Raw genomic sequence first — 23,857 nt, forward strand, 5'->3', positions numbered from 1 at the left:
TATGATTATAATGAAACAGCAAAGTAACGATTCTATTAAATTCCAAAAAAAGGGGAATGGTCCATGGAGCTCAAGTACGTAGGGAAAACGAAGGATGTCTATGAATTAGAAGATGGAAACTATCTACTTCAATTTAAAGATGACGTAACGGGTGTGGATGGTGTATTCGATCCAGGTGCAAACACGGTAGGGTTAACGATAGATGGTGTTGGCCAAGCGGGTTTAAAACTTACTAAGCATTTCTTTGAAGTCTTAAAGGAAAAAGGGATTCCTACACATTATATCGATGCAGATATCGAGAAAGCTACAATGACGGTTAAGCCTGCCGAGGTTTTTGGTAATGGCTTAGAAGTGATATGCAGGTACCGCGCTGTCGGAAGCTTTTTACGTAGATATGGACTTTATGCAGAGGAAGGACAACCACTTGATGGATTTGTGGAAGTTACATTAAAGGACGATGAAAGGGAAGACCCTCCGATTAGTGAGGATGCACTAGATATGCTTGGAATCTTATCTAAAGAAGAATATGGAGTGCTGAAACAACTAACTCGAGAGATTGGACTTATTGTTAAGGAAGAGCTTGCGAAAAAAGATATTGATTTATATGATATAAAATTTGAATTCGGTAGAGCAGGCAAGGATAAACAAATTGTATTAATTGATGAAATATCTGGTGGCAATATGCGCGCATATAAAGATGGTCAATACATAGAACCATTAGAGTTAGAGAAACTGTTCTTTTAAGTAAAAAAACTGGCATACAATGAATGTGTGCCAGTTTTTTTGATTGATGGAAGAATAGTAGAGACCAAATATGTTAATATATAGAAAAAGGTTAAAGGGTGAGTTGATTGCGGGAAGTATGGTATGTAATATATGTGATTATTCTAGGCTTGCTGGCATTTTACACAGGTGAGATTGTAACGTTTATTATGCTTGGAATAGTGTTACTAGCGTTGCAGAATATTTTAAAAGTTTTAAAAGAGATTTTACATGAACTGAGAACGGAAAGAATAGAATGAACTAAATCTCGGCCGTATTTTGGTGTGTGGGTTTTGTAGACGTGCAAAGTTTTGAGGACTAAATAGAGTTGACAATTTGCTATCTTGTCCTTACAATACATAGAGTATAAGTGAATACCCGATAAGCGGGAGAGGTTCATAGCGCAACCCTCTATAAAAAACTATGGATATTGAATATACACCATATCCATATAGGATGTGGTTTTTCATTTCTTATAGTCTTTGCTATGGCCTCTCTCGGAGTAGATATATATTCGAGGAGGTTTTTTTATGTCCAGCACGAGACGACCAGAAGAAGGTTTAGAAGATTTAACGTTATTAGGAAATCAGAATACTGCATATAAATTTGGCTACGCTCCTGAGGTTTTAGAGGCCGTTGATAATAAGCATCCGAATAGGGACTATTTTGTAAAATTTAACTGTCCGGAATTTACGAGCCTTTGCCCGATTACGAGTCAGCCAGATTTTGCAACGATCTATATTTCTTATATTCCTGACAAGAAATTAGTAGAAAGTAAATCTTTGAAACTATATTTATTTAGTTTCCGAAATCATGGGGATTTTCATGAGGATTGTGTCAACATTATCATGAACGACTTAATCGAATTATTAGATCCACGTTATATTGAAGTGTGGGGTAAATTCACACCACGTGGCGGGATTTCCATTGATCCGTGGTGTAACTATGGTAAACCAGGAACTAAATTTGAAGAAATGGCGATGCAAAGGCTATTTAATCATGATTTAAATCCTGAGAAAATTGATAATCGCTAGGAAAGAGGATAAAGATGCTTAGAATATTGTTATATCTTATCTCGATTGTTATTGCGAATGTGGTAACTGCCGCATACGCTCCACTAGAATTAGGAATTTTTATTATACCGTATGGCACGTTGTTTATTGGTGCAACATTTATCTTTAGAGATATGGTACAGAACAAATTTGGTCGGAAAAAGACATATTTTATTATTTTATCCGCACTTGTTCTGTCGGCGGGTGTATCTGCTTTATTAGGTGACACGATGATGATCGTTGCAGCCTCAGCTTTATCTTTTATTATTTCTGAAACAGCAGATACAGAGATTTATACAAGACTGAATTTACCTCTGAGTTGGAGGGTCTTTTATAGTGGTCTAGCTGGAGGGTTTTTGGATTCGTTAGTGTTTGTTATAGTAGGTTTAAGTCCAATTGGGGCTGGATTTTTGCCATGGGAAGCAGTGCCGATTGCAATCATGAGTCAAATACTTGCTAAGACGGTTATACAGCTCATAGGTGCGCTCATTATTAGTAAAGTCCACACATCATATGAGACAAAAGCCGCTGCCTAATATAGTAAAAGCCTATTCTTGATGAATAGGCTTTTTAGCTATTATAGCAATGCTTCCGGGATAACTTTAAATCCGTCAATAATGGCATCTTCTTCTACTTCGATCATTAAATATCTTTTACTATCGAACACTACTTGACGGACATGACGTAAATCTTGCGGACTAACGGAAATGTTCGCTACTTTCGTATTAATTTTAATTGATTTTGATGAATATTTTGGTACGATATTTTGAGCTTTAACTTGGAAATGCTCATCATCCGTATAGAGTTTTAAAGCTTCTTGGATACGCTCCTGCTCTATATTCTCCACACCACTAGATTTAAGTACATGTCCAATGTCCCTAGCATCTAGCTTGGCAGGTTCTTCTTCTTCATGATTCTCTATTAAATCGTTAATTTCTTCATATACACTAGCTAGCGTAGATGTATCGAGGCGATCCTCCATAACATCTCGCACTACCTCTTCAAATACAGCTTTATCATCTTTAGCTGTATATGTTTCTTCCGCATTTAAAACCTCTTCAATGAAGTGTTCGTCTGGCTCATTCGCTTTACTACAACTATATAAAACACGGTTAACATCTTGCGCGTTATCCGTAACGGTAGGGAATAAAAATCCAGAAAGAGGTGCTTTTAGATTAATAACAGGATTAACTACGATATTATACGTAAACATTTTTTCTATATAATCAAACTGTAATTCTTTGCGAGGGTCTTCGGTTTTATTAACACTACATAAGATAAGCTTATGAGAATAAACGGCGTCTCGGCTATTTTCCTCTGTTTCTTCATTAGTTGCTTTCACAGGTTTATAGAATTCTGCACGCATAAATGTAACGACAATGTCCATCTCATATTGGCGATCAGCAAGCATTTTATTCACGATTTCTAGCATGTCCTGTTTCCATTGTTCTGTATCGTCTGTCAACAATCCTCGATGTAAAATTAATTGGCTGGAGTTTTCTACATTTTGCTGAAATTTTAATTCAAATAACTTTTCATCTAGGTTCCCTGTTAACACCTTTTTGAAATTACCAAGAAAAAGCTCCTTCTGTTCATCCTCTAACATCTCAAATGGCTGATGCTGATGGTGATAAATCTCACTAGATTCTTTCAAAATATATACATTAAAAATGTCTTTGATTGTTAATAAATCATTTTCTGGCTTTAGTTGTCTTCGTATTGCTGCAATATCTTTTTTATTCATTCATTCATTCCTCCAAAAATTCCATACACAATACTATGATTATATCGGAAGTAGAGAGAGGATGTAAGGGAAAACGATAGAAAAATAACCTTTTATCTTTAATGTGCGCATAAGTATAGTGTTGATTTTAAGTCCAGCTGGTAAAAAACAGAGCAAAGACGCTATTTTAAAAAATACCTTGTAATTTCAAATCACTTATGTAAATATAGATGTAAAGACAGTAGTAGTTACATAGATAACAATTATGTGATTTTCCTCACAAATAGAATCCTAGAGAGTGGGTGTATATAGTGAATTCTTTGCAATTAAAAGAAAAATTAAAAGCTTTTTTTAAAGAAGATATTGGAAATGGAGATATCTCCTCTGAGTTTATTTTTAATAAAGGTACTAAAGGGAAAATTTCTTTTCTCGCTAAGGAGGACGGTATTTTTTGTGGGAAAGACATTATCAAAACAGGATACCAATTGTTAGAAAGCGAGATACAAGTGAAAGAATTTGTAGAAGATGGCGACAAGATACGAAAAGGTGACCATATCGCAGAAGTGTCCGGAAGTGTTCCCGCCTTACTTTTAGGGGAGCGGGTGATTCTAAATCTATTGCAACGGTTAAGTGGCATCGCAACGTTAACGAATCAAGCGGTAACCGTCTTAGATGATGACCATACAAGAATTTGTGATACGAGAAAAACAACACCTGGCCTTAGAATGCTAGAAAAGTATGCGGTACGTTGTGGAGGAGGCTATAATCATCGTTTTGGATTGTATGACGCCGTTATGTTGAAAGACAACCATCTAACGTTTGCGGGGTCTCTTCAACAAGCGGTTCACCGTGTTAGAAAACAAGTAGGCCATACTGTAAAAATAGAAGTAGAAGTCGAAACAAAAGACCAGGTTCGAGAGGCTGTAGATTCAGGTGCAGACATTATTATGTTTGATAATTGTTCACCAGAGCTAGTAAAGGAATTTCAACAGCTTGTTCCCGCCCATATTCTCACCGAAGCATCTGGAGGTATTCAGTTAGACAATTTAGCGACATATCGAAATACTGGCGTAGATTATATTTCATTAGGATTTTTAACTCATTCTGTCCCATCTTTAGATATCAGTGTAGAAGCGATATAAACATAATAAGGAGGAAGTTTCATGCTTATTTCTATGTTGGAGAGAAAAGAATTGGTAGAAGAAATAATGTATTGGAAGGAAAAACGGAATGCAGTATTGTTAGCGCACAATTACCAGTTACCAGAAATACAGGATATTGCAGATGTATTAGGTGACTCCCTTCACTTAGCAAGAGCTACAACAGAAGTTGATGCAGATGTTATTGTCTTTTGCGGTGTGCATTTCATGGCAGAAACATCAGCTATTTTAAATCCAAATAAAAAGGTGTTATTGCCAGATATCAATGCCGGTTGTTCGTTAGCCGATTCCATTACTGTAGAGCAATTGCGAGAATGGAAGAAGGAGCACCCAAATGCTACCGTGGTTTCCTATGTTAATACATCGGCTGACGTAAAGGCGGAAAGTGATTATTGTTGTACTTCCTCTAATGCTGTTGAGGTTGTCAATGCAATACCAGAAGATCAAGAGATACTATTTTTACCAGATATGTTTCTAGGTTCTTTTGTACAACGACAAACTGGTCGAGAGAATATGCACATATGGATGGGAGAATGTCATGTTCATGCAGGTATTGAACCACAACATATTGACACCGTAACAAATAATCATCCTAATGCAGATTTACTAGTACATCCAGAATGCGGCTGTTCTACGTCGATGATCTATTTGTCTGGCGAGGGAGAATTACCAGAGGAGAAGACACATATTTTATCAACTGGCCGCATGTTAGACTACTCTAAACAATCATCTGCTAATGAATTTATTGTAGCTACTGAAACGGGAATCATCCATCAAATGCAAAAACAAAATCCTGATAAAAGTTTTTATGCGGCAAATCCAGAAGCCGTATGTCCATTTATGAAGATGATTACATTGGAGAAAGTTTTACAATCATTAAAAGAAGATACACATGTTATATCGGTACCAAAGGATACAGCAGAGAAAGCTAGAACAGCCATCGACAGAATGGTCGCAATAGGCTAAAAGAAAAAGAGGTAAACCTTGTTACAGGCTTACCTCTTTTGGTTTGTAGTTAGTTGATTTTCATCTTCTAGTTCTACAAGTTTTAAATTCTTTTTCGTGAGAAGATATTGCAAACCACGACGAAATGTTGCAAAAGATTTTGTCTCACGAAAAGCAGGTGCGTTTGTAAGAATTAATTTCTGAGCAAACTGAGGTGTAAAACCTACAAAAATAGTGTTTACACCCATTAAAGAAAGTGTGCTGACCAACGCATTTAGACGTTCCCCTAAATATTGATACCCCAATCCGTCTTCCACTTCAAATTTACTAATACCAGTAAAATCGATTAGCACCGTATTCGCTCGATCCACAGCAACCCGTTTTGTAATTTCATCTTGAATATGGAAGATACGTCTTTCGGTTATTGTTCCGGTTAGCGGTACAAGAATCGTTTCTGGCAAAATGGATGGAATAATAGGAGCAGATAATTCGTCGATCATTTTTTCATAGGCATTAATTTGATTCTTTAATGCTTCATTCTCTTTAACAACTTCCTCTAAAGTCTTGTTCATAACATCTCACCTTTATCTCTTTAATATTTATTAAATAAGAAGTTATTATTTTAATGTATTCGCTTTATTGCTCTGAAGTAATTATTCCATAGGGTCAGTTAGAGAGTTAAACTCTTTTTAAGATTGAAAGTCACGGTAAATTCTTATTCTACCATGAAGATTTTATTTTGCTAGATTAATTGATTGGGAAAATTAAAATTTTGCCTTAAAAGTCATAAATATTCATTCCGATGTTTACTTTTAGAAGATGAGGGTTAATATAAATATACTAAATTTTCTTTATAGTTTCCATAATGGAGATGTTAAACAATTACAGAGGAGTGAAATGAATGAAACCAGAAGATATGCTAACGAATGGAGTACCTAAACAAACACAGAGACCTCAGCCAGGAATAGAGACTAAAATGGACCCACAACCACATCAGCCTATTGATTATAAAGGTTCTGGTAAATTAAAAGATAAAGTAGCTCTTATAACAGGTGGAGATAGCGGTATTGGACGTGCTGTCGCAATCATGTATGCAAAAGAAGGTGCGGATGTTGCGATATCTTATTTAAATGAGGATGACGATGCGGACAATACGAAAGCAATGATAGAGAAAGAAGGAAGAAAATGCTTGCTACTTCCTGGAGACATCAAAGATCCAAAGCATTGTGAATATCTTGTGGATAAAACGGTAGAGACTTTTGGGAAATTAAATATCTTAGTAAATAATGCTGCGATACAATTTGTTAAAAAGAAATTTGAAGATATTTCGAATGAACAATTAGAAGAAGTATTCCAAAATAACATCTTCTCTCAATTTTATTTAACAAAAGCAGCAGTTCCGCATATGAGTAAGGGCGATTCAATTATTAGTACTTCTTCTATAACAGCATTTCGCGGAAGTAGTGACTTAATTGACTATGCATCTACGAAAGGAGCAATCACGAGCTTTGTTCGAAGTCTTGCTCAAAATCTTGCAGATCGCGGTATTCGCGTTAATGCCGTTGCACCAGGTCCTGTGTGGACACCACTTATTCCAGCATCCTTTGAAGAAGATGATGTAGAAAGCTTCGGACAAAATACTTTAATGGGTAGACCAGGTCAACCTTCTGAGCATGCTGCACCTTATGTATTGCTAGCTTCGGAGGATGGATCATTTATTACTGGTCAAACGATACATGTAAATGGTGGATCGTATTTATCTTCATAATAAAGAATGATTTACACCAGCAACTGCTAAGTGAATAGTTATTAATTAGTCGAATATACCTAAATAGTAACTAGATATAAAGAAAGGGGATTTTCTGTGCACTATGCCGAAAGTCTTCTTTCTTTTTTTTGAAGAAAGTTAGAAGACCTAGGATTATTTTGCATTTATAGGCAGGTTATGAAACAAAAAAATGATAAATACTTTGTTAGCTCTTATCCTTCTGTACTTCCACAACCTATGCAAAATTGTATTATAGACGGTTAATATAATCGTAGTTATGCTTTTATTAAGAATTTCCGTTTAAGCGCAAGAAAATGTATGCGCTTACAAAGGGGTGAGGAATGAAAAGGGAAATTCGACAAACAGTACCTTACTATACCTAATTTCTTTATAAGAAGGAGTGCTTATCTTTTGGGAAATAGAACAAGAAAAAACATTAAAACGTCTCTGACTTATATCATGCTTACAGGATTAATATTGTCCGTTTTCACGTTTCCATCCATTTCAGTAGCTAATACTTCGAATGAATGGAAAACCCTTTATGAAACAGATTTTGGTGATGAGATACCGACCGAAGACGAAATGTGGGGATTCTCTACGTTTGCGGCTGAATTATCTATTAACAATGAACAAATTGGCAGTAACAGCTCGAATAAATTACAGTTTAGTGTCGAAGATCAATCTGGAGGGCGGGTAGCTACAAAGGAATTAAAGTCGCAGGTTTCTGGTGAGCAAATTCATTTGTCTTTTGATTGGTATCCAGGGAAGAGTAATGATAAAGGCAGCCATCTTCATGAAAATGGAGGTGAGTTCCGTATTGGAGATGCTTCAAGTAATACTATATTCACGATAAATAGTACAAATGAAGAACCTATCTCTTATTATGTTGGCCAATCGGAACGACAGGATACAAGTTTCACAGATCAAGAAACTTGGTATCATACGGAGATAACTTTTAATCTTGTAGAGAACAACGTACAGTTTTCAATGAAAGATACAGAGTCTGGAGAAGAGGAGACCCACACTGCTTCCTTAGACGATATAGCATTTGATGGAACGATATCTGTTATTCGATTAGCAGGAATACGTACTTCTGGTAATAATCATACGTGGACAACCTATCTAGATAATGTGGCTATATCTCATCTTCCGGTAAGTGAAAATGCGATTGCTAATATCCCATCATTGCCTTACCACCGATTGTATGTGGGAGATGCTGTGGATACTGTTGAATCTATTGGTCTCCCTGACTCAGTTCCAGTGATTTTAGCTAATCATGAAAAAGTAGATGTTCCAGTTCAAGAATGGATAGTGGAAGGAAAGGATTGGAATCCAAAAGAGCAGGGAGTCTATACATTTAGAGGAATACTGGCTGAAGTAGACGGATTAGAAAATCCTTTCCATCACACTGCGACCCAATATGTTTATAATCGATTAACACCTCCAGAAACGAATCGAGATACAGAGTGGTTAGATCGAGGAGTAGTCGCTATTCATACTGAGGAAGGAAATTTTATCTCATGGCGATTATTAGTAGACGAATATAGTGAGGATATTTCATTTAATATTTATAGTAATGGAAACAAATTAAACAGTAATCCGTTATCTGTAACTAACTTTACGGATGAATCAGGTAAAGTTAATCAAACCTACACAGTAGAGACACTTTTAAATGATAAGTCTATTCAAGAGGAAGATGTTACTGTTGGAGAAAAAGATTATTTATCTGTTCCTTTGCAGAAACCTGAAGGTGGAACAACACCGACTGGAGATTATACGTACAGTGCTAATGACGCAAGTGTTGGTGATCTAGATGGTGATGGTGAATATGAAATTATTCTAAAATGGCGCCCATCTAATGCTATGATGGCGTTAGAGGATGTAATTACAGGACCGACTATCTTTGACGCATATAAACTAGACGGTACTTTAATGTGGAGAATAAACATGGGAATGAACCTAACCTCCGGTCCTCAATACCACCAATTTGTAGTGGCAGATATGGACAGTGATGGTAAGTCAGAGTTTCTCATCAAAACAGGTGATGGTACAAGAGTTTATGGTACAACAGATGGGGTGTATGACGAAAGTAAAGTAATCAGTGTCGTTGGTAACATGGAAGATGATGGGAAGTGGATAGATGAAGGAGGACATCAAGTTACCGGTCCTGAGTATGTTTCTGTATTTGATGGTGAGACAGGAGAAGTAATCGATACGATTGATTTTGCCTTCCCAGTAGAAAAAGTAGAGGGTGACCAAGGTGCTTCCTGGGGTGATACATTTTACAATCGATCTGACCGTTTCCTATCAGGCGTAGCATATCTCGATGGTAAAAAGCCAAGTGCGATTTACGGACGTGGTTATTATGTAAGAACAGGTTTTGTAGCGTATAGCTTGGAAAATGGTGAGTTGATAGAGGAATGGGTCTTTGATACGGATGACCATAATGGATATGGAGAAGGACTAGGTAATCACAATCTTGCTACAGGTGATGTAGATAATGATGGCTATGATGAAATTATCGCAGGTTCTTTAACGTTAGACCATGACGGAACAATTTTATATGCGATGGATGGAGCGATGGGACGGGTGAAAGGTTCGCATGGGGATGCGTTGCATGTTGGAGCTTTTGATCCTGAACGAGAAGGCTTACATGTATTCGGTGTACGTGAAGATTCAGAGGTTGCGTCGTTAGAATATCACGATGGTGCAACAGGAGAAACCATCAAAGCCTTCTATGCTTATAAAGATGCAGGACGTGGAGTTGCAGCAAATATTACACCAAAACCTGGTTATGAGTATTGGGGTGCGGGCGGAACGACGACAGAAACAGGCGGAGGTGTTTATAATGTTCAAGGTGGAGTAGAAGCAGAGGATTTCCGAAATATCAATCTACCTGTTAACTTTGTCACGTACTGGGATGGTGATTTGCTACATGAATTGCTAGATGGTACGACAATCACCAAGTATAAGGATGCGGATAAATCAACTTACATGATGGAAAGCTTTGAAGAAGTGATGAGTATAAATGGAACAAAGGCGAATCCATCTCTACAAGTTGATATATTAGGGGATTGGCGAGAAGAAGTTATTTATCCAACAGAGGATAGTTCAGAATTACGTATCTTTACAACGTCGATTCCTACAGAGTATCGTTTACCAACTTTAATGCATGACACGGTCTATCGCATGGGAATTGCTTGGCAGAATACAACGTATAATCAGCCACCACATATTGGTTATTATTTAGGAGAGGATATAAGGGAAGAGGTTTTGGCAGGGGAGTTATCATTTCCTAAAGTAAATTACACGCCATCTCTTCAAGCTATTAAGCATGTTGTTTTATTACAGGGTGGAAAAAATGTTCTAATGAATAAGCTAGACCAAGCTGAGCATCAGTATCAGAAAGGAAACACTCATGTAGCGATAAAGCAGCTAGAAGGTTTTATAAAACAATTAAAGAAAAGTAACTTCGATGATCAAATAATTGAGGAATTAATAAACAGTGCACAGCAGGTCATTAATAGTTGGAAATAAATCGGGAAAGAGCCCTATCTAAATCATAGATAGGGCTTGTATAAATCATTATTATGTTGTGGTAAAACAAAAAGCTGTTGCCTTCGCAACAGCTGCTCTATTTTAAATGATGGATTTAACTTTTTCTATGAGACTAATCTTACCTCTACCTTCGCAGGAAGTACACGCTTCTTGCCCCTCACCTGCACAAGAGGCACATTTCCGAATTCCGTAATCCATACCTTCGCCTGAACAATCTGGACATTGAACGAAACCAATTCCTTCACAAGCCTTACATCTCATTTTCCATTCCTCCTTTAAATTGGAAAGACCTTCGACTGGACAACTACATATTCCAGATTTCAATTTTCCTAGGAACGTGGTGTATGACCTATATTACGTTTATTCCTGTCCGATTGTTGAGAAGTGTATTCTTTGATTAGTCGTCACATCTAGAATATGAGCCAATCAGTTATTTAATACCACAATTTATCAAAGTGTAATCCTATTTTTGGAATTTGTAATAAAATAATGCTAAATTGTAATATTAATCGAGTTCGACTAAGTCTTGAACGGCTACTTCAAACTTTTCTTCTGATTTATTTGTAAAGTGAACCGTTGCTCGTTGTGTATCTTCATCTACGTCATCAATGTAGACGAACTTATCTTTATATTTAACTTCCTGCATCACCGGATCATCTTTAATTTCTTTCGCTCGCATTATATTCATTTGCATCCTCCTCATTTCGTTATACTTCTTAAATAGACGTATTCCATAAAAATAAAACATCCATGAGGAGATGTCATCTAAATGTAAAATTGCTTACCTATTTTAACAGTGATTCCGCCCCATCTATAAAGACCTCTGTTCCAGTAATATGGCTTGCTTCATCGGACGATAAGAATGAAACGAGTTTTGCTACATCTTCAGGCTTACCTGGTTTATCCTCTAATGGATGGCGTCCTTCGGGAAACTCTACCGGAATGCTTACCTTTTCTAATTCTGGTCGTTTGTCCGTATTTTTTCCGATATTCGTATTAATAGCGCCTGGACAAATAATGTTGACACGTATTTTATATTTAGCTAGTTCCAATGCCGCCATTTTTCCAAATGCCATTTGCCCCGCCTTTGACGTACTATAGGCAGACATCCCGATGTTGGAAAAGACTCTATTTCCATTTACAGAACTCGTAATAACGATACTTCCACCTTGCTTTTTCAATAAAGGAATCGCATATTTTACAGTATGGAATGTACCTTTCAAGTTCGTATTAATGGTGCTGTCCCATTCTTCAGGAGTAAGATCTTCTATCGGAGCCAGCACACCATTTATACCGCCGTTAGCAAATACAATATCAAGTCGACCCCATCTATCTTCGACCTCTTGAATTCCTTTTTCTACTCGTTGAGGATTCGCTAAATCAACATCCGTTACGAAGGCTTCTCCGCCGAGTTGCTCAATCTCCTTCTGTACCTTCTCGGCATTTTCCTCTTTAATATCCATTAAACAAACTTTTGCACCTTGTTGAGCGAAAGCAATTGCCGTTGCGCGTCCAATACCTGAGCTTCCACCTGTGATGATAGCTGTTTTTCCTTGTAATCGATCCTTTGGTAAGTCATGCATGATAATTTCCTCCTAGTTTCCAAGTGATAGAGTTACAACTATGCTTATCTTTAACCTTTATTTAGCTTTTCAAACACAAAAAATAAATCCAATCAAATGTTTACTTACTTGGTTTTATATTTGTTTGGTTGACTTATTTTTGTAAACGCTTTATTATTTTGAATATGTTAACCATTATATGGAGGTGTTCGTTATGATTAGAAAAGGATTTATAATGAAAGTCTATCCAGATAAGCACGCGGAATATGAAAAACGCCATCATGAAATTTGGCCGGAAATGGTAGACGAATTACACCGACATGGAGCGAGTAATTATTCCATATTTTTGGAAAAAGAAACAAGTACGTTGTTTGGTTATGTAGAAATAGAAGATGAAGAGAAATGGAGCAAGATGGCATCAACAGACATTAATCAAAAGTGGTGGGAATATATGGAGCCAGTTATGGAAACAAATCCAGATAATAGCCCGGTTACAATTGATTTAACAGAAGTATTTCATATGGATTAAAACTAAGGCTAGCATGTGAATGCTAGCCTTAGTAGGTAGTGAATTTAGTGATTTTTTGTAGACGATACACCAGCTTTTTAAAGGTAGTTAAGGAACTATACGTTTCGTAATCCACTGTATAAATTGCATCTTGGTTATCCCATAATCGGTTAAAGTATTGTTGAACATCTCTTACAATAGAAGTATCATTATTTGCTTTCACGTAGATGTTGGTTTCCAAATTATAATCATCTAGATTTCTAGAAGTGAAATTAGCGGAACCTCCTAGCAGATAACTCTTGTCGTCAGATTTAACGAACAGGAGCTTCGTATGATACTGTTCTTTATTGACGTTATACCATTTTACTTGAATGTCGCCTTCCTTCTCTAGTAGTTCCCTTGCGACAGGTATATTAGGTAAACCTGATTTTTCGCTACCAAATGCTTCTTGATTCGGATCTAAAATAATACGAATCTTTACTCCTTTCGCTGCTGCATCTGTAATAGCATCTATAATATCTCGATCAGCTAAATAAAACATCCCTATCCAAATCGTATCTCCTTTTGTCGCTTGATCCATAGCTTCCACAGCTGCATGCTGGATTTGTTGTTCGGTAACGACCTTCGTTTGAATATCGGAAGAATTGTTGCTTGTATTATTCGGTTGAACTTGCTCCTCATTAGGAAAAAGGGATAAATCTCCATCGGAAAATTGCACGACAGCTCTTTCTGTTTCTATTATCTCCTTTAGTATATCTCCACTTACTTTAAAGGCTATATTAGAATGATAACCACTAGCATCATGAGGGTTTGCAGAAGTAATTAATGCTTCCTTTTCAGAAATAACAACCTTTCGATGATTTGCTTTCACATTAAGAAGGTTAAGATAAGATCGAGCAGTTACTTTAGGTGAGTCATTTCCCAAGGGATTTGTTATCCAACCGGTTCCTTTTTGTCCGAACCACTGAATACCTATCCGCCATATAGCCGAATACAATGGATTAGGATCACGTAACTGTTTCAAGTCTGTAAAGATTACTTCAACACCTGCGTCTTTCAAAGCCTCTAAAAAAGCATTAGAATGGGAATGATAAGTAGTATTAATAGGATCGGTAATAAAGATAATCTGTAAGTCCGGATAGGTTTCTAACTGTTGTAGAATTTTATTAGATAATTGCTTACTCAAAGGTGGGAAATCTTTCTCGTTAGAGGAAGAGTCATTAACAAGAAAAAAGTCTAAAATTAAAAACGTTTCTGCCTCTTCAATGATGTTAAATATTTCATCAAATATTTCTTGTTCGTATACTTCTTCATTCCCGTCTTGGTAGGTGAGATCAAAAAGGAATTCAATCTCATCATCGCTCATATCATGAAATTTACCGTTGTAGGATATATTCTCTGGTAAGCTTTTTTGTTGATGATGATAGATTACAACAATATACAACAACAGGAATAGAAGAAACCAATATCTTTTACGTTTGTACCATTTTTGCGTCATTTTAGTATCTCCTTCATTTTTCTCTATTTGTATATTCCCTAAAGAAGGAACATGTAGTACAAAAGTAAAATAAGAGAAACCTTACTAGCAGATATAACGTATTACTTAAAGGGAGGCGATTTGTGCATGAACACTTATGAACGCAAGGCCTATGAAGAATTACTCGATTGGGAGTTATCCATCTTAAAGAATAAATCAACGTTCCAATCTTTTGCTAAAAACGTACAGAATAAATTTAATAGCTATATACCGGAACGAGCACATGAAATTATTACAGAAGGAGTCAAACATATGGTGAAAACCACTTTATTTGGCTCGGAATATTTAACTAAAAAGAACCAAGCAGAAGGCATGCTATTCGAAGAAAAAGAAAAAGTGGTAGACCAAAAATTTGAGTCCTACCGAAAAGCAGCTGTACTAGAAGGTGCAGGAACTGGTGCTGGTGGAATTTTACTTGGATTGGCAGATTTCCCTCTTTTACTTTCTATTAAGATGAAGTTTCTATTTGAAGTTGCCACTATATACGGATTTGATACGAAGGATTATACAGAGCGACTATATCTACTACATATCTTTCAGCTTGCCTTTTCAAGTGATAAAAGAAAAAAGGAAGTTTTCCATACGATGAAAAATTGGGAGGTTGAGAAGGAAAGACTTAGAGATGTAGATTGGCAGGTGTTTCAGCAGGAATATCGGGATTACTTAGATGTCATAAAGTTGCTGCAGCTTTTACCAGGGCTTGGCGCTGTTTTTGGAGCTTATGCTAATTATCAACTATTAGATAAGCTTGGAGAAACAGCAAAAAATTCTTATCGTTTGCGGATTTTGAAGGAGGGATCTAATGAGCTCTTATAAACAACGGAAAAAGAGAAACAGAAAGAAGAACAAGGATTCAAATGAGTCGCACTATTTATTAGAACTCTTGTCTTGGATACCTGAGCTTCTCATACTTCCATTTAGATTATTTGTTTGGTTAATTCGCAGTATTGGGCGTTTATTTGATTAATATAGTAAAGGAAGGGTGGGCATGGGAGAGAAATATACAGTTATCCCTGAAAAGGTAGTAGGAAAGACAGTTGAGGAGATTGCGATTACAGATAAATCAGTTGTGTTAAAATTTGATGATAACACGTTCCTTGATATTTATCTTGATCCAACTGGAAAATCACTGAGAACATCTACAAATCGATTGAAGGAATAGAAAATAAAAGGAACTGAGACAGAATTATTTAATCATACTACAAACCGAACGATTCGTTAGAATCAATTCTGTTTGTATGCTTTTTATAATTACTTCGCTAAAACACTTCGCTTTCCGCAGGCAACGCCTCAACTAATTTCAAAAGTTCAATTGAACTTTTGAAATGGATTTTCGGCTGTTGCTTTCCTGCAGGAGTCTACGTGTTTTTGCTGCGTAATTTATATTTCATTTTTTAATTGTTCACCTTTAATATTGTAAGATTTAGTTATTTCTCCGCCACTCGATTTATGCGAACGCAAAGCACTATATATGAGGCAAACGCATGTAGGAATCATATACGTATGTTAGTTAGTATCCCACCGAAATTCAACATATTTCGATTTATGGGATATTTAAAAGGGAAAAGTAGCTTGATGATATTTAAACGTCATGCCAATCTCAAATATAAATATGGAAATCGCAAGTTTTGTTGCTGTAGTTTCTACCTAGATACAGTAGATAGAAATAAAAAGAAAATACAAGAATAAATTGGGAATTAGCTAAAAGAAGATTACATGACGGACCAATTAACTATATTCGAAGAGTTTGATCCGTTTACAGGGCAAAAAACAATATACAATAAGGGATTCTTTTAGAATCAGTGAGTAAATGTGGTGCAAGAGGGTGAAGCATTCGATAGGCCTTTCAGGCCGAGGCCGGTAAAAGAGGCTTTCAGCCGCAGAGCAAAGAGGCCGAGCACAAAAATCCAACCAAATCATGGAAATGATATAAATAGCCAAGTCAAAATACAAGACTCCTGCAGGAAAAGCAACAGCCGAGGGATTACAGGATGTAATTCAGTTCGGCGTCGCAACAGGACGTTGCGTTATTCGCCGAACTTCACAAACTAAAGTTTTTATATAGCTTTTGTAATTAATTGAGGCGTTGCCGAGGTATAGGAAACACTGTGCAAGTATTTTTTGCACAGATGTTAACTTATACCCTATGGGTAAAAGCGAAGTATTTTGACAAGGCGTTAGTATAATATTCGAATTTTGTATTAAGAAAATTACTTCTGTCCCAGTCTCTTTGCATTGAATCAAATGTGTTTTTGTCTTAGCTAACCTTTAATCTTTTCTGATACATGTAATAAATAACGAGCGCAAAAATAGAGAGTACAATCCCCGAAATGTAAGGTAAGAAGATGCTTAGGCCGTACAACAATCCACCTAACGAAGGCCCGATAATTCTACCTAAGGAATCAAAGGATGAAAGCACACCAGTGATTTCCCCATACCCACTTGTAGCTTCTTTTGTTAATAAAGCAGAAACAGCGGGTCGAATAAGTCCGTTGCCGAGTCCAAAGATTGTAAGATAGATTGCTGCAGTTGTGAAGCTATCAACGGTTAGAATAAGTGCGAATCCAATTGCGGAAACAATAATTCCAATTTTGATAACCATACCTTCTCCAAGTCTCTTCGTCATAATTCCAACAAATCCACCTTGGACAATGGCGCCAGCCACACCCATAATCATAAAAATATACCCGAGCTCTACTGTTCCTAATCCAGCTCGATCATCTGCGTAATAAGCAAAGGTTGCTTCTAATCCAGCTAAGGAGATGGACACGAACCACTGCAACACGTATAAAGGTGCAATTGGCTGTTTAAGTGAAGCAAACAAAGATTTCCTTTTCTTAGTAGTAGCTTCTGTAGTTTTTTTCGTTTCTTTCAAAATAAAGACAACGAATAATAGTGTAACTAAAGAAGAGAACCCTGCAATGAGAAATGGCATACTTAAACTCGTTTTGGAGAATATTCCACCGATAGCAGGACCAAATACGAATCCTAATCCTACAGCAGCACCTACTATTCCCATACCTTTTCCACGGTCTTCTTTTGTTGTGACGTCTGCTACATAAGCCATAACTGTAGGCATATTAGCTGCAGACAAAAACCCACCAATAATCCTTGCAGCGAACAGCATCCACAAATGGGATGAAAAGGCCATCATAAAGAAGGATAAAGATAAGCCGGTAATACCGATCATTAAAACAGGCTTTCGACCGATTCGATCGGAAATGCGTCCCCACATTGGTGAGAAAATAAATTGCATTAGTGAATATACAGACATAAGTAAGCCGAGTTGAAAGGAGGACGCCCCTAACTCTTCAGCGTAAAACGGTAAAACAGGGATAATAATTCCAAAGCCGACCATGACAAAGAACATGACGGCGAACAATACAGCAAATACTTTTCCAGATTTCAATACATTCACTCCAGTGTGTTGTAAGACAATTCAGGTTCCAATAGAAAGAGGAGTTACCTATTCGCAGATTTTTCCTTACTACTAAAGTATTCCAATAATTCCTCAGGGTGTTCGATGATGGCATCGGGACTAATACTAGTTGTAGGTTGTGGGTGTCTTCGATGATTAAACCAAATCACTTTCCAACCACTCTGTTTAGCACCGATTACATCATTTTGGAACGAATCTCCTATGTAAACCATTGTATCTTTTTTGGCTTTTAATTTCTCTTCGACAATATCAAAAACTTGTGTATCAGGTTTCGAAACCCCTAAAGCTCCAGAAATAAAAAAGTTCTCCTCTGGTATCCAACGGTGAAGCTTCAGTTGCTGAATTTTCATTAGTTGGTGGTAGTATTCTCCGTTCGTAAGAATAGCAAGCTGTTTTCCTGCATTTTTTAATTGCGAAAGAAGAATTTCTACTTCTTGAAACGGTTTAATTTGGCGTTGTTGAAAAACATATTCATTTTGAAATTTATGTGCGGTTTCCTGATCAATTGGGCAACCGAAATCTTTACAAGCCATCATAATTCGGTAGGTCTGAAGCTCTAAGGCAGTGATTTCGCCCTTCATTTGTGCTTCAAAAACTTCATCACTGTACTTTCGGCTTACTAAATAAAATTCTTCCATCTCTTGGTCTGTAAATGTAACTGGTAGAATCTTGTTAGTAGCAATTCGAAAGGGATCTAGTTGATTATATAATGTGTCATCTAAATCAAAGACAATCGTTTGCAATTAATCTCATCCTATTTAATAGTAGTGTCAATTAAACTATTTTATCATACTTTGTCGATTGGAAATGTTACGAAATATAGAAATTGCTAATCTTTTAACTTAAGATTGAAATGACAGGAGATTATTGTTAAAATAATCACAATACAAATGACTATGTGTGACTGGCGAGGATGCAGAATAAACTGCAGGGGAGCACATAGTGACGCAGCCGCTCGCCTGGGCAAAGGTAAGGAACTCTATCCTTACCTCTTCTTATACGTAATTGTACCAAGTGTTTTGATGTTATTGCCTGTCTAAATCAAATCGAAGTGAGAATGGAGTGGTTAATTGTGAACCGAGTATTTAATTTTTCTGCAGGTCCAGCCATGCTGCCATTGCCAGTGTTAGAAAAGGTTCAAGAGGAACTATTAGACTATAAGGGTTCCGGTATGTCTGTAATGGAGATGAGTCACCGTTCTGGTCTGTTCACGGATATCATTACAAGTGCGGAAGATACGTTACGCGAGATAATGAATATACCTGATAACTACAAGGTGTTATTTGTACAAGGTGGAGCTTCCCAACAGTTTGCTGCTGTTCCATTGAACATAATGAAAAACAAGAAGGCAGACTTTGTTAACACAGGATCATGGTCCAAAAAGGCAATGAAGGAAGCGAAAAAATATATCGAAGTGAATGAAATTGCTTCTTCTGAAGATAAAAACTTCACGTATATTCCTGAAATTGATGCAAGTAAGCTCGATCCACAAGCAGACTATGTGCATATAACGACGAATAATACAATCGAAGGAACTGTCTTTAAAGAAATCCCAGACACAGGTAATGTTCCTCTTGTAGCAGATATGTCTTCCAACATTTTATCAGAGGAAATAGATGTTTCAAAATTCGGAATTATTTATGCAGGTGCTCAAAAAAATATTGGTCCTGCGGGCTTAACAATTGTAATTATTCGTGAAGATCTTATTGGTCGAGCTGCGGATATTTGCCCAACGATGCTTGACTACAAGACACATAGTGAAAGTGGTTCTCTTTATAATACACCGCCAACATTTGGGGTCTATATTGCGAAATTAGTATTTGATTGGATCAAAGAACAAGGTGGAGTGAAGGCTGTTCAGCAACAGAATGAAAAGAAGGCTGCCTTACTATATGATTACATCACTATGTCTGATTTCTATCATTCTCCGATTCAAGAGGATAGCCGCTCTTTAATGAATGTACCTTTTACGATACCTAATCGTGATTTAGATGCGAAGTTTATTGAAGAAGCGAAGAAAAATGGACTTGAAACATTGAAAGGCCATCGTTCTGTAGGTGGAATGCGTGCAAGTATTTATAACGCAATGCCTTTAGAAGGTGTAGAAAAGCTTGTTCAATTTATGAAACAGTTTAAAGAAGAGAATAAATAATAGATAAAGCAGTTCAGCATGACTTCACCTTTGAAGTGAATCGCAGAACTGCTTTTTAAGTTACTCTCTTGGGACAGAGTCACGTCTATTAAATTAGGTAGTAAGCAAGTAGAATGCCAAATAGCCCAAATACAAACGAATAAATTAGATTATATAATGTAATTAAATATGGACTTTGCTTCAAACTCATCGAGATAATTGTTACGACCAGCCCATACGTTCCAATAGGGACAGTTGCTACTCCTGATACAACGAGAATAACAGCTAAGCTCATCGGACTAAGTATTTCCATGAGCAAGCCACTCATACCTCCAAGAATCCCCATTGTCGCAATAGGGTGAACCCCAAACATACTCATCAATACGAAGAAAATTTGAATGAGAATTAATAGTAATATAGGGTAATCTGCGACGGCAAGAATCGGTTGTTGAATCCAGTCCAAAAATGGTGATGCATTCAACGTATTGGTAAAGAGAGCTAAAGATATGAATAGTATATTGAAATTATGCATGTTATTAACAGACGATTTCCAATTGGAGAAGCCAACTTTCCAGAAGCTTCTCCACCTCTTCATTGACCAGGCCCATATACATGCAAAAGGGAAAACAAGTAAGGTAACGATAAAGATAAATTCCATGTCAAAAACATTACCAAATAGAATAACTAGTAATAAAAAGGAAATTAACGCTATGGATAATTGGATGAGTTTTGGCCGTATTTCACGTAGATTGATAGGTTCAGAGCTAGAGTTAGTATCGACATAAGGAACTTTCTTGAAAAACCAGTTACCCCATAGACTATCCAATATATACATAAGTAGCGTAATTCCAATCATCCACGGTAATAAACTACTGAACGAAACGCCTGTAATGAAGATGCTCATTGCTAAAAGGACCTCAAGTGGACTCCAAGCAAGTGCTAATGAATATCCTCGCAACGTAACCATCATAATAAATTGATTTGCTGTACGTTCCTTTACTGACTTTAAATTATCCGCTAATACATCCCGAGCGATGGTGGCGGAAGAGACATTTAAGAATGCAGTTAACGCCATCATTGTAGTAGTACTTCGACGATAGAGTGAACCCAAGTGTTTTACATTACCTTTTAAAATTTTACTCATTAGACGATCAAATCTACCAGCGTGGACCACGCTATTCATCCATGGTAGTACGGCTAATAAAGTAAGTAGCGAAATGTTTTCGCCTAAGAATGGAATTACTTCTAAGACGCGTAAATCCGCAAAGAAAAAAAGAAAGATTCCTATAGCTAGAAATCCTCCAGCTAACGTTTGAAATAGTCTCGATGCATGCCAAAAGCTAATGAGCAATATGATAAGAGACAATGAGCCGAGTACATACGATAGGGTAGTACTTGGGTAGAAAACAGATAGAATATGTAACACAAAAACAAATGAGAAGAATATATAAATATGTTTCATAGTATGCAAGCCATCCTTTAAGTTGTTCTTGTTCATCATATCATAGTATGGAGATACATAGAATTCTATGGGAACTTTGGTATAGTAAAGCTAAGGGGATTTCCTATGTTTTGGTAGTTTTATACTAGTTAATTTTAATGTTATATAGTATGATAGTTATAAATATCAAGCGATAATTTATTAAAATTTCAAAAGATACTAATTATATAAATTCACTGGCCATTTCCATTTTTACATCATTAAGAGGAAAGAAGGTTGTGCAGAATTGTGATACAAAATTTATATGAAATGATATTACAGCACGCAATGATGGATGACGTTTTTGTTTTTAAAAAAGAAGGAAGAAGCCAATTTAATTGTATATACAGTAATAAAATGAGTTTGGAGACGCAAGATAAGTTTCGGACGATAACTCAGCTCTTTCCGCCGGAGAAAAATCCGAAGTTGTTTGACAATGTTGAATTGTTACTACGAGGCAAAACAGAAATGAGCTACGAAGAAATCGTAACAGAAGAGAATGATAAGAAGTTTTTACAATATCGACTCTCTCCTTTGATTATCGAAAAAGAGGAAGTAGAGGTTTTTATGCTTGTTATTCTGGATCAGACATTGCAGCGCAAAACAGAGTTGGAACTTAAGGAACTATGGGCAGAGTTACATAAATCAAAAAAGAGTTATCAATCTTTGTTTAAACATAATCCAGAAGCTATTGTTTCGGTTGATTTAAAAGGTAGAATCAATAACTGTAATCCTCAAATTGAAAGTCTGATAGGCTATAAACCTGTGCAATTAATAGGTAAGTCCTTCTACTCCATTGTAGCTTCTGAGGATAAGTTCTTCGCCAAAAGTGTTGTAAGCGATTCATATAGAAATAGTAATAACCTTTATCAATTTCATTTAAGGGATATAAAAGGAAAGAAAGTACCCGTTTCGATAAAAAAGTCGTGGATTATTCCGGATAATGAAATTGAAGGAATCTATTTAACGATGCATGATTTGTCCGAGCAACTAGATTCAGAGAATAAGCTATTTGAAAGTGAGGAAAATCTCCGAATTATCATCGAAAATGCAAGGGACTTAATAACGTTGTTAAATGATAAGGGGAAGATAATCTTTGGTTCTCCTTCATATAAGAAGATACTGGGATATGATCAAGAAGAATACATGAATAAAATTTTCTTATTCAACATACACCCAGAGGATCAAGAGCGCGTGCACAATGTTGTACAAAATTCTATTGTAAAAGGTAAAGGTTTTACGATACAGTGCCGACACTATAAAGCGGATGGCAGCTCCATTTGGTTGGAGTGGAAAGGTACCCCTGTTTTTAGTTCAGATCGAACATTTCGCCATATGGTAGTTCTGTCTAGAGATATTTCGGAGCAGAAGGAATATGAGGACAAGCTAAAACATGATGCGCTCCATGATGTATTAACAGGGTTACCTAATCGCCGGCATTTTTCTAAGGAACTACTAGCAACAATTGAAGATTGTAAACAAAGGAACGAGCGCTTGGCTCTTATGATGTTGGATATTGACAATTTTAAGTCAATCAATGATACGTATGGCCATGATATTGGGGATGAAGTAATTAAAGAGTTTGGAAATCGTATTCAGCGGTTGCTTGGTAAACATGCGATGATTGCTCGGCTCGGTGGCGATGAGTTTATCGTAATGGTGTATCCAGTAACAGATTTGGATAAAATTCATGCACTGGCAGAAGAGATTATCCGTGTCGTTCAGGAAAGCTGGACGTTTATTCATCCATCTTTAAGTATAACTACAAGTATCGGTGTTAATATGATGACAAATCAAGTACAAGATAGATATTTGTTAATGAAGCAAGCCGATTTAGCTCTATATAAAGCGAAGGAGCTAGGCAAGAATCAATACTACTTTTATGAGCATCCAACAGAGGATAAGGGTTCATTAGTAACGCCTAATAAAAACAGAGACTCCAATCAAGTATAACGCTGATTGGAGTTTTAGTTTCACTTAGAATATTTACATTATGAAATTCAATTGTTACTTTCTTCTTGGTGGTTGCCAGGATAATATCTTTCAATAACAAAATTCGTTCTGTCTCCGCGGAAGTAAGATTGGGAATATTCAATTTTTGCTCCGTCTTTATCTTCTGCAACCGTCTCGATATAAAAGCAAGGAGCACCAAGTTCACAGTCCAAGTAATCGGAAGTTGTTTCATCTGCTAATACTATTTCAATCAATTCCTTCTAAGATAAGTTGATTTAG

24 protein-coding genes, 1 pseudogene and 2 riboswitches are annotated in these 23,857 nt (G+C 36.6%); of the genes and pseudogenes, 15 read left to right on the forward strand and 10 right to left on the reverse strand.

What is annotated here, in order from left to right; genetic code table 11:
• Window positions 1–63 precede the first annotated feature (63 nt).
• The 4 genes from GGQ92_RS06135 to GGQ92_RS06150 all read left to right on the forward strand — a co-directional run bounded on the left by GGQ92_RS06135 (window position 64) and on the right by GGQ92_RS06150 (window position 2,350).
• A complete protein-coding gene (locus tag GGQ92_RS06135; protein WP_184245710.1) occupies window positions 64–744 on the forward strand; it encodes a phosphoribosylaminoimidazolesuccinocarboxamide synthase in 681 nt (226 codons plus the stop codon).
• A 107-nt stretch (window positions 745–851) separates the two neighbouring features.
• Window positions 852–1,022, forward strand: coding sequence for a hypothetical protein (locus GGQ92_RS06140; protein WP_184245713.1), 171 nt, complete (start codon window positions 852–854; stop codon window positions 1,020–1,022).
• A 125-nt stretch (window positions 1,023–1,147) separates the two neighbouring features.
• Window positions 1,148–1,193: riboswitch (PreQ1 riboswitch) on the forward strand.
• Window positions 1,194–1,292: 99 nt separating this feature from the next.
• Window positions 1,293–1,796, forward strand: coding sequence for a preQ(1) synthase (gene queF / locus GGQ92_RS06145; protein ID WP_184245716.1), 504 nt, complete (start codon window positions 1,293–1,295; stop codon window positions 1,794–1,796).
• 14 nt (window positions 1,797–1,810) lie between these two features.
• On the forward strand, window positions 1,811–2,350 hold the full coding sequence (locus GGQ92_RS06150; RefSeq protein ID WP_184245719.1) for a VUT family protein: 540 nt from the start codon (window positions 1,811–1,813) through the stop codon (window positions 2,348–2,350).
• Between the two features lie 41 nt (window positions 2,351–2,391).
• On the opposite strand, the gene GGQ92_RS06155 is transcribed toward GGQ92_RS06150, so the two are convergent.
• Entirely contained in the window at window positions 2,392–3,558 is a 1,167-nt protein-coding gene (locus GGQ92_RS06155; RefSeq protein WP_184245722.1) for a DUF4317 domain-containing protein, read from the reverse strand.
• 290 nt (window positions 3,559–3,848) lie between these two features.
• On the opposite strand from GGQ92_RS06155, the gene nadC reads away from it, so the two are divergent.
• Window positions 3,849–4,679, forward strand: coding sequence for a carboxylating nicotinate-nucleotide diphosphorylase (gene nadC / locus GGQ92_RS06160; protein WP_184245724.1), 831 nt, complete (start codon window positions 3,849–3,851; stop codon window positions 4,677–4,679).
• Between the two features lie 21 nt (window positions 4,680–4,700).
• Entirely contained in the window at window positions 4,701–5,663 is a 963-nt protein-coding gene (nadA, locus tag GGQ92_RS06165; protein ID WP_184245727.1) for a quinolinate synthase NadA, read from the forward strand.
• 29 nt (window positions 5,664–5,692) lie between these two features.
• On the opposite strand, the gene GGQ92_RS06170 is transcribed toward nadA, so the two are convergent.
• On the reverse strand, window positions 5,693–6,214 hold the full coding sequence (locus GGQ92_RS06170) for an STAS domain-containing protein (protein ID WP_184245729.1): 522 nt from the start codon (window positions 6,212–6,214) through the stop codon (window positions 5,693–5,695).
• 329 nt (window positions 6,215–6,543) lie between these two features.
• Here GGQ92_RS06170 and GGQ92_RS06175 point away from each other — a divergent pair, with 329 nt between their 5' ends.
• A complete protein-coding gene (locus tag GGQ92_RS06175; protein ID WP_184245731.1) occupies window positions 6,544–7,410 on the forward strand; it encodes an SDR family oxidoreductase in 867 nt (288 codons plus the stop codon).
• Between the two features lie 411 nt (window positions 7,411–7,821).
• Complete coding sequence (locus GGQ92_RS06180; protein WP_246384124.1) at window positions 7,822–10,947, forward strand: rhamnogalacturonan lyase; 3,126 nt, start codon at window positions 7,822–7,824, stop codon at window positions 10,945–10,947.
• Between the two features lie 102 nt (window positions 10,948–11,049).
• Here the strand turns inward: GGQ92_RS06180 and GGQ92_RS06185 are convergent, their stop codons facing one another.
• From GGQ92_RS06185 to GGQ92_RS06195, 3 genes are all read right to left on the reverse strand, one after another.
• Complete coding sequence (locus tag GGQ92_RS06185; RefSeq protein WP_184245733.1) at window positions 11,050–11,229, reverse strand: hypothetical protein; 180 nt, start codon at window positions 11,227–11,229, stop codon at window positions 11,050–11,052.
• Window positions 11,230–11,473: 244 nt separating this feature from the next.
• Window positions 11,474–11,656, reverse strand: coding sequence for an H-type small acid-soluble spore protein (locus GGQ92_RS06190; protein WP_184245735.1), 183 nt, complete (start codon window positions 11,654–11,656; stop codon window positions 11,474–11,476).
• Window positions 11,657–11,753: 97 nt separating this feature from the next.
• Complete coding sequence (locus tag GGQ92_RS06195; protein ID WP_184245737.1) at window positions 11,754–12,551, reverse strand: SDR family oxidoreductase; 798 nt, start codon at window positions 12,549–12,551, stop codon at window positions 11,754–11,756.
• A gap of 193 nt (window positions 12,552–12,744) precedes the next feature.
• Between GGQ92_RS06195 and rhaM the strand changes: the two genes are divergently transcribed.
• Window positions 12,745–13,059, forward strand: a complete 315-nt coding sequence (gene rhaM / locus GGQ92_RS06200) for an L-rhamnose mutarotase (RefSeq protein WP_184245739.1) — start codon at window positions 12,745–12,747, stop codon at window positions 13,057–13,059.
• A 28-nt stretch (window positions 13,060–13,087) separates the two neighbouring features.
• On the opposite strand, the gene GGQ92_RS06205 is transcribed toward rhaM, so the two are convergent.
• The gene (locus GGQ92_RS06205) at window positions 13,088–14,536 is read right to left on the reverse strand and encodes a phospholipase D family protein (RefSeq protein ID WP_184245741.1); all 1,449 of its coding nucleotides are present in this window, start codon (window positions 14,534–14,536) and stop codon (window positions 13,088–13,090) included.
• Between the two features lie 126 nt (window positions 14,537–14,662).
• Between GGQ92_RS06205 and GGQ92_RS06210 the strand changes: the two genes are divergently transcribed.
• The 4 genes and pseudogenes from GGQ92_RS06210 to tnpA form a co-directional block, all read left to right on the forward strand.
• Window positions 14,663–15,391, forward strand: coding sequence for an EcsC family protein (locus GGQ92_RS06210; protein WP_184245743.1), 729 nt, complete (start codon window positions 14,663–14,665; stop codon window positions 15,389–15,391).
• Complete coding sequence (locus GGQ92_RS06215; RefSeq protein WP_184245746.1) at window positions 15,378–15,542, forward strand: hypothetical protein; 165 nt, start codon at window positions 15,378–15,380, stop codon at window positions 15,540–15,542. The genes GGQ92_RS06210 and GGQ92_RS06215 overlap by 14 nt, the downstream gene beginning before the upstream one ends.
• A 21-nt stretch (window positions 15,543–15,563) precedes the next feature.
• Complete coding sequence (locus tag GGQ92_RS06220) at window positions 15,564–15,737, forward strand: hypothetical protein (RefSeq protein WP_184245748.1); 174 nt, start codon at window positions 15,564–15,566, stop codon at window positions 15,735–15,737.
• A 302-nt stretch (window positions 15,738–16,039) separates the two neighbouring features.
• Window positions 16,040–16,372: pseudogene (tnpA, locus tag GGQ92_RS06225) on the forward strand (IS200/IS605 family transposase); the annotation flags it as partial.
• A gap of 460 nt (window positions 16,373–16,832) precedes the next feature.
• On the opposite strand, the gene GGQ92_RS06230 reads toward tnpA, so the two are convergent.
• Both GGQ92_RS06230 and GGQ92_RS06235 read right to left on the reverse strand, forming a co-directional pair.
• Window positions 16,833–17,984, reverse strand: coding sequence for an MFS transporter (locus tag GGQ92_RS06230; RefSeq protein WP_184245751.1), 1,152 nt, complete (start codon window positions 17,982–17,984; stop codon window positions 16,833–16,835).
• Window positions 17,985–18,037: 53 nt separating this feature from the next.
• Complete coding sequence (locus tag GGQ92_RS06235; RefSeq protein WP_184245754.1) at window positions 18,038–18,757, reverse strand: HAD family hydrolase; 720 nt, start codon at window positions 18,755–18,757, stop codon at window positions 18,038–18,040.
• 147 nt (window positions 18,758–18,904) lie between these two features.
• Window positions 18,905–18,986, forward strand: a riboswitch (ZMP/ZTP riboswitch).
• A 100-nt stretch (window positions 18,987–19,086) separates the two neighbouring features.
• Between GGQ92_RS06235 and serC the strand changes: the two genes are divergently transcribed.
• A complete protein-coding gene (gene serC / locus GGQ92_RS06240) occupies window positions 19,087–20,166 on the forward strand; it encodes a 3-phosphoserine/phosphohydroxythreonine transaminase (RefSeq protein ID WP_184245757.1) in 1,080 nt (359 codons plus the stop codon).
• 88 nt (window positions 20,167–20,254) lie between these two features.
• Here the strand turns inward: serC and GGQ92_RS06245 are convergent, their stop codons facing one another.
• Entirely contained in the window at window positions 20,255–21,607 is a 1,353-nt protein-coding gene (locus GGQ92_RS06245; protein WP_184245760.1) for a hypothetical protein, read from the reverse strand.
• 267 nt (window positions 21,608–21,874) lie between these two features.
• Here GGQ92_RS06245 and GGQ92_RS06250 point away from each other — a divergent pair, with 267 nt between their 5' ends.
• Window positions 21,875–23,578: a diguanylate cyclase domain-containing protein gene (locus GGQ92_RS06250; protein ID WP_184245763.1), complete on the forward strand. Its 1,704-nt coding sequence runs from the start codon at window positions 21,875–21,877 to the stop codon at window positions 23,576–23,578.
• Window positions 23,579–23,625: 47 nt separating this feature from the next.
• On the opposite strand, the gene GGQ92_RS06255 is transcribed toward GGQ92_RS06250, so the two are convergent.
• The gene (locus tag GGQ92_RS06255) at window positions 23,626–23,832 is read right to left on the reverse strand and encodes a UTRA domain-containing protein (protein ID WP_184245766.1); all 207 of its coding nucleotides are present in this window, start codon (window positions 23,830–23,832) and stop codon (window positions 23,626–23,628) included.
• Between the last annotated feature and the right edge of the window lie 25 nt (window positions 23,833–23,857).

It is taken from the genome of Gracilibacillus halotolerans, assembly GCF_014206945.1.
GTDB lineage: Bacteria > Bacillota > Bacilli > Bacillales > Amphibacillaceae > Gracilibacillus > Gracilibacillus halotolerans.